The organism is Novosphingobium album (ex Hu et al. 2023), from assembly GCF_022832385.1.
In the GTDB taxonomy this organism is placed as follows: Bacteria; Pseudomonadota; Alphaproteobacteria; order Sphingomonadales; family Sphingomonadaceae; genus Novosphingobium; species Novosphingobium album.
Genome location: NZ_JALHLE010000060.1, coordinates 1 through 5,486, shown reverse-complemented (window position 1 = coordinate 5,486; position 5,486 = coordinate 1). Strand labels below are relative to the sequence as shown.

Genomic DNA, 5,486 nt, shown 5'->3' with positions numbered 1-5,486 from the left:
GGCTTCGGCGGCGGTGGTCGCGGCTTCGGTGGCGGCGGTGGCGGCCCGCGTGGCGGCGGCATGCCGGCTCAGGTCGTTGGCCAGGGCAAGGGCGTCGTCAAGTTCTTCAACGGAGCCAAGGGCTTCGGCTTCATTCAGCGCGATGAGGGCGGCGACGATGTGTTCGTGCACATCAGCGCGGTCGAACGTGCGGGCCTCGAAGGCCTGGCCGAAGGTCAGCAGCTGGAATTCCAGCTCGTCGACCGCGGTGGCAAGATTTCCGCCAGCGACCTCGTAGTCGTCGGTGACGTGATCCCGGTCGCCAAGCGCGAACCGGCTGCCCCGCAGCGCCAGCTTACCGGTGAGAAGGCGACCGGCACGGTCAAGTTCTTCAACTCGATGAAGGGTTTCGGCTTCATCACGCGTGATGATGGCCAGCCGGACGCGTTCGTGCACATCAGTGCCGTTGAACGGTCGGGCATGTCGGGCCTCAACGAAGGTGACCGGGTGGAATTCGATATAGAGGTCGATCGACGAGGCAAGTACTCGGCGGTCAACCTTACGCCGCATCAGGGTTGATCCGGCCAGCTAGACCCCCGGCGGTTTGACCGGGGGGCTGCAAAAGTCTAGATGCGCGCAAATGGCGGCCTGCAAAGGGCCGCCATTTGTCGTTTCCGATCTTCACAACTCAGATTTGTCTTCGAGGAATACCGACATGTCGATCACTCCGCTGATGCCTGTTTATCCCCGGTGCGGTGTACGGCCCGTGCGCGGCGAACACTGCCATCTCATCAGCGAGGATGGCCGCCGATTCCTCGATTTCGCCAGTGGCATTGCCGTCAATGCGCTCGGCCATTCACACGCCGGCCTCATTGGTGCGCTGCAGAAGCAAGCCGAGACGCTGATGCACGTCTCGAACCTCTATGGCAGCCCGCAGGGCGAAAAGATTGCGCAGCGGCTGGTCGATCTCACCTTTGCGGACACGGTGTTCTTCACCAATTCAGGCGCCGAGGCGGTGGAGTGCGCGATCAAGACCGCACGCGCCTATCACCAGTCGGCGGGCAACGACGGCAAGTTCGAGCTGATCACGTTCAACAACGCATTCCACGGTCGTACGCTCGCCACGATCAGCGCGTCGAGCCAGGAGAAGATGCACAAGGGTTTCTACCCGATGCTTCCCGGCTTCAAGTACGTGGAGTTCAACGACCTCGAAGCGGCCAGAGCCGCGATCGGCCCGAATACCGCGGGTTTCCTTGTCGAGCCGATCCAGGGCGAGGGGGGGATCCGCATCGCCACGGACGAATTCCTCAAGGGCCTGCGCCAGCTGTGTGACGAGCACGACCTGCTGCTGATCCTCGACGAAGTGCAGAGCGGGGTCGGCCGCGCGGGCACGTTCTACGCTTATGAGCACTACGGCATCGAGCCGGACATCATGGCGACCGCCAAGGGGATCGGTGGCGGTTTTCCGGTCGGCGCCTGCCTTGCGACCGAAAAGGCCGCACGCGGCATGGTCGCGGGTACGCACGGATCGACCTATGGCGGCAATCCCTTCGCGATGGCCGCGGTCGGGGCCATTCTTGATGTCATTCCGGACGAATCGTTCCTCGCCGAAGTCCGCGCCAAGGGCGAGCGGCTGAAATCCCGCATCGAACAGTTTATCGGCAACTATCCCGATCTGTTCGAGGACGTGCGCGGACGCGGGCTGTTCATCGGTATCAAGCTCAAGGCGGAACCGCGGGCTTTCGTCGCGCACATGCGCGACAACCACAATGTGCTGACCGTATCGGCCGGCGACAACGTGGTGCGCGTGCTGCCACCGCTCGTCATCGACGACAGCCATATCGACGAATTCATGGAAAAGCTGTCGGCCGCCGCTGCCAGCTATGAGTTAGAAGGGGCCGGCTGATGGCACATGACTTCCTGAGCCTGTCCGATGCCGGCGGCGATGTGCTCGCCGCGATGATCAACGATGCGATGGACCGCAAGGCTGCGCGCAAGGCCTGGCCCAAGGGCCAGCCCGATGCCGACGCGCCGCTGGCGGGCCATGTGCTCGCCATGATCTTCGAGAAGAACTCCACCCGTACGCGCGTATCGTTCGACATGGCCATGCGTCAGCTCGGGGGTTCGGCGCTGATCATGGAGGCGGGCAGCACGCAGCTCGGTCGTGGCGAGACCGTGGCCGATACCGCTCGCGTGCTGAGCCGCATGGTCGATGCGATCATGATCCGCACCGACGACCATGCGAAGATCGAGGAACTGGCGCATTACGCCGACGTTCCTGTCATCAACGGCCTTACCGACCTGTCGCATCCGTGCCAGATCGTCGCGGACCTGCTGACTGTTGTCGAGCATGGCCATGCTCTGCCGGGCTTGCAGATGGCCTGGCTGGGCGATGGCAATAACGTTGCGAACTCGCTGATCGAAGCAGCGGGGCTGATGAAGTTTACCATCCGTATCGGCGGACCTGCTGGCTACGAGCCGGACCCGGGCTTCATTGCCCGCGCCCGCGCGGCGGGCGGCGAGGTGATCCTGACGCAGAACCCGCAGGAAGCCGTGGCCGGGGCGCAGGTCGTTGTGACCGATACCTGGGTCTCCATGGGGCAGGCGGGCGGTGAGCAGCATGTGGCCGCGATGCAGCCGTATCAGGTCAATGCCGCTCTGATGGCGACCGCGGCGCCCGATGCGAAGTTCCTCCATTGCCTGCCGGCGCACCGCAACGAGGAAGTGACCGACGGCGTGATCGATGGCCCGCAATCGGTGGTCTGGGACGAGGCCGAGAACCGCATCCACGCGCAGAAGTCGGTGCTGCTCTGGTCTCTGGGCAAGTTGTGACCGAAGACTATCTCCTGCGCGACAACGAGACCGGTTTCGACCGGGTTCTGGCCTTTTCCGTTCCTGCGCGTCATGCGCGGGGGCGGGTGGTCCGGCTTGGCCCGGTGCTGGAGACCGTGCTGTCGGCGCATGATTATCCACCGCTGATCAAGCACCTTCTGGCCGAAGCGCTGGCGCTGACGGCGTTGATGGGAGCGCTGCTCAAGGAGGAAGGGTCTCAGCTGACGATTCAGGCCCAGTCGGAAGGCGGACCGGTCGACCTGCTCGTGTGCGATTACCGCGACGGTGAAGTGCGCGGCTATGTGCGCCACGACGATGTTGCGGTCGCTGCGCTCGGCGAAAACCCCGGACTGGAAGCATTGTTCGGCAAGGGGTACCTCGCCATCACCTTCGATCTCGCGGCTACCGACGAACGGTATCAGGGCGTGGTGCCGCTTGAAGGCGCCTCACTGGCACAGGCTTGCGAGAACTACTTCGCGCAGTCCGAACAGATTCCCTCGCTCATCCGGATCTCGGTGCGCTCCAGCGGTCCGCGTTGCATGGCCGGTGGCCTGCTTCTGCAGCACTTGCCGGATAGCGAGGAAGGCAAAGAACGTTTGCACGCCGGAGACGATCATCCCGACTGGGAACATGTTTCGATTTTGGCGGGCAGCGTCACGCACGGCGAGCTGGTCGATCCCACGCTCACCATGGAAGAGCTGGTCTGGCGGCTGTTCCACGAGGAAAAGGAAGTCCGGGTCGAGCCGCTCAAGCCACTGCAGCGGGGATGCCGTTGCACCGTCGAACACTATCAGTCGATCCTGTCGCGCTTTCCTGAAGATCAGCGGGTTGAAATGCGTGATGACGATGGCATGATTCCGGTCGACTGTGCCTTCTGTTCGAAGATCCTTCGAATTCCGGCTTAAGCATCGCTTCATGTGTTCGGTGCTTGAATTGCGGCGAGCTTTTAAAAATTCATGGTAATGGCGGTTATCGTGTCCCGGAGAACGAAGTTGCAGCACTGGCGTGCGCCCCTGCTCGTTGCGGCCTTGGTGCCGGTTGCGGTTCCGGCCTTTGGGCAGGGGCCGGAACTTCGCATGCTCGACCAGCTCGAAGGCGGTGCCTGGGAACTGCGGGAGCGCGGCGACGGTGGCGTGGTGCAGCACCTGTGCCTCGACAACGGCCGCAAGCTGATCCAGCTCAGGCATCCGGGTGCTCCTTGCTCCAGCGTTGTCGTCGACGACAAAGCCGACGAAGTCACGGTGCAGTATACCTGCAGGGGCCGGGGCTATGGCAGGACCCGTATCCGGCGCGAAAGCAACGGTCTTGTCCAGATCGACAGCCAGGGCATTGTGAACGGCCTTCCGTTCTCGTTCTCGGCGGAAGGACGCAAGGTCGGAACTTGCGGCAAGTGAACCGCGAAGAGCCAGTTGTCAGCGGGCTCCTGGCAGCGTAGCCGTCGGCTATGCAGACATCTTCATCCCCCGAAATCCGGCCAGCGGTCGTGCTCTTGTCCGGCGGTCTCGATTCGATGGTGTCGGCCGGCCTCGCGCGTGAGGCCGGCTTCGCCATCAATGCCCTCACCATCGATTATAACCAGCGTCACAGCTGTGAGATCGAAGCGGCGGGCACCATCGCGCGGTATCTGGACGCGCAGCGCCATGTGGTGCTGCCGCTCGATCTGAGGCAGTTCGGCGGCTCGGCGCTGACCGATGACATTGCAGTTCCCAAAGATGGGGTCGGGCCGGATATCCCGGTGACTTATGTGCCGGCACGCAATCTGGTGTTCCTGTCGCTGACTCTGGCCTGGGCCGAGGCGATCGGAGCCCGCGACATCTTTATCGGCGTCAATGCGCTCGACTATTCGGGCTATCCCGATTGCCGCCCGGAATTCATAGCGGCTTTCGAGAATATCGCCGAACTGGCGACAAAGGCGGGTGCGGAAGGGCAGCACATGAAGATTCACGCCCCGCTGCAATATCTGGGCAAGGCGGATATCGCGCGCGAGGCCCACCGGCTGGGGCTGGATGCAGGCATGAGCTGGTCGTGCTATGATCCCCAGCCTGACGGACGCGCCTGCGGGCTGTGTGACAGCTGCCGCCTGCGCAAGGCCGGCTTTGCCGAGGCCGGGCTGATCGATCCCACGCCTTACGCTGCCTGACGGGCCAACTCTGCGGTATCGCGAAAAAAGCAAAAGCGGCGATGGCGCGTTGGGCCATCGCCGCTTTTTCTGTGCGTATTCTTCATGTCCATAGAAAAAGGGGCCCGGATTTCTCCGGACCCCTCAATCTTGTACCGTTGCCGGTTCGCTTACATGCCCGAGCCCGGACCGTAAGTGATCTCGACGCGGCGGTTCTGCAGCTCGCGCACACCGTCAGCGGTGGGAACGCGCGGGTTGCTTTCACCAAACCCTTCGCTCGAGATCGCACCGTCGGCAATGCCGTGGCTGGTCAGGTACGCACGGACCGAAGCGTTACGACGCTCCGAGAGGCCCATGTTGTACTGCACGGTACCCGAGCGGTCGGTGTAGCCGGCCAGCATGATCGGCACGCTGTCGCAGTTGCCGTAAGCGCTGATCGCGCTGTCGAGGATGGTCGCGGCCTCCGGCGTGATATCCGACTTATCCCAGTCGAAGAACACGATGTACGGGCCCTTGTTGCAGACCACTGCCGGCGGAGGCGGCGGGGGCGGCGGGG

General features: G+C 63.3%; 7 protein-coding genes. 6 read left to right on the top strand and 1 reads right to left on the bottom strand.

What is annotated here, in order from left to right; genetic code table 11:
* From MTR64_RS21535 to queC, 6 genes are all read left to right on the top strand, one after another.
* On the top strand, positions 1–558 hold a 558-nt coding region (locus tag MTR64_RS21535; RefSeq protein ID WP_327194302.1), incomplete at its 5' end, for a cold-shock protein.
* 136 nt (positions 559–694) lie between these two features.
* Positions 695–1,885, top strand: a complete 1,191-nt coding sequence (locus MTR64_RS21145; protein WP_243996550.1) for an aspartate aminotransferase family protein — start codon at positions 695–697, stop codon at positions 1,883–1,885.
* Positions 1,885–2,811 (top strand): ornithine carbamoyltransferase, encoded by a 927-nt coding sequence (gene argF, locus MTR64_RS21140; RefSeq protein WP_243996547.1) that lies wholly within the window; start codon positions 1,885–1,887, stop codon positions 2,809–2,811. Before MTR64_RS21145 ends, argF begins: the two co-directional genes overlap by 1 nt.
* Positions 2,808–3,716: an Hsp33 family molecular chaperone HslO gene (locus MTR64_RS21135; RefSeq protein WP_243996545.1), complete on the top strand. Its 909-nt coding sequence runs from the start codon at positions 2,808–2,810 to the stop codon at positions 3,714–3,716. Before argF ends, MTR64_RS21135 begins: the two co-directional genes overlap by 4 nt.
* A gap of 57 nt (positions 3,717–3,773) precedes the next feature.
* Entirely contained in the window at positions 3,774–4,205 is a 432-nt protein-coding gene (locus tag MTR64_RS21130; protein ID WP_243996543.1) for a hypothetical protein, read from the top strand.
* Positions 4,206–4,255: 50 nt separating this feature from the next.
* Positions 4,256–4,951, top strand: coding sequence for a 7-cyano-7-deazaguanine synthase QueC (gene queC, locus MTR64_RS21125; protein WP_243996542.1), 696 nt, complete (start codon positions 4,256–4,258; stop codon positions 4,949–4,951).
* 149 nt (positions 4,952–5,100) lie between these two features.
* On the opposite strand, the gene MTR64_RS21120 is transcribed toward queC, so the two are convergent.
* Positions 5,101–5,486: OmpA family protein (locus MTR64_RS21120; RefSeq protein ID WP_243996541.1), on the bottom strand; the 386-nt coding region annotated here is incomplete at its 5' end.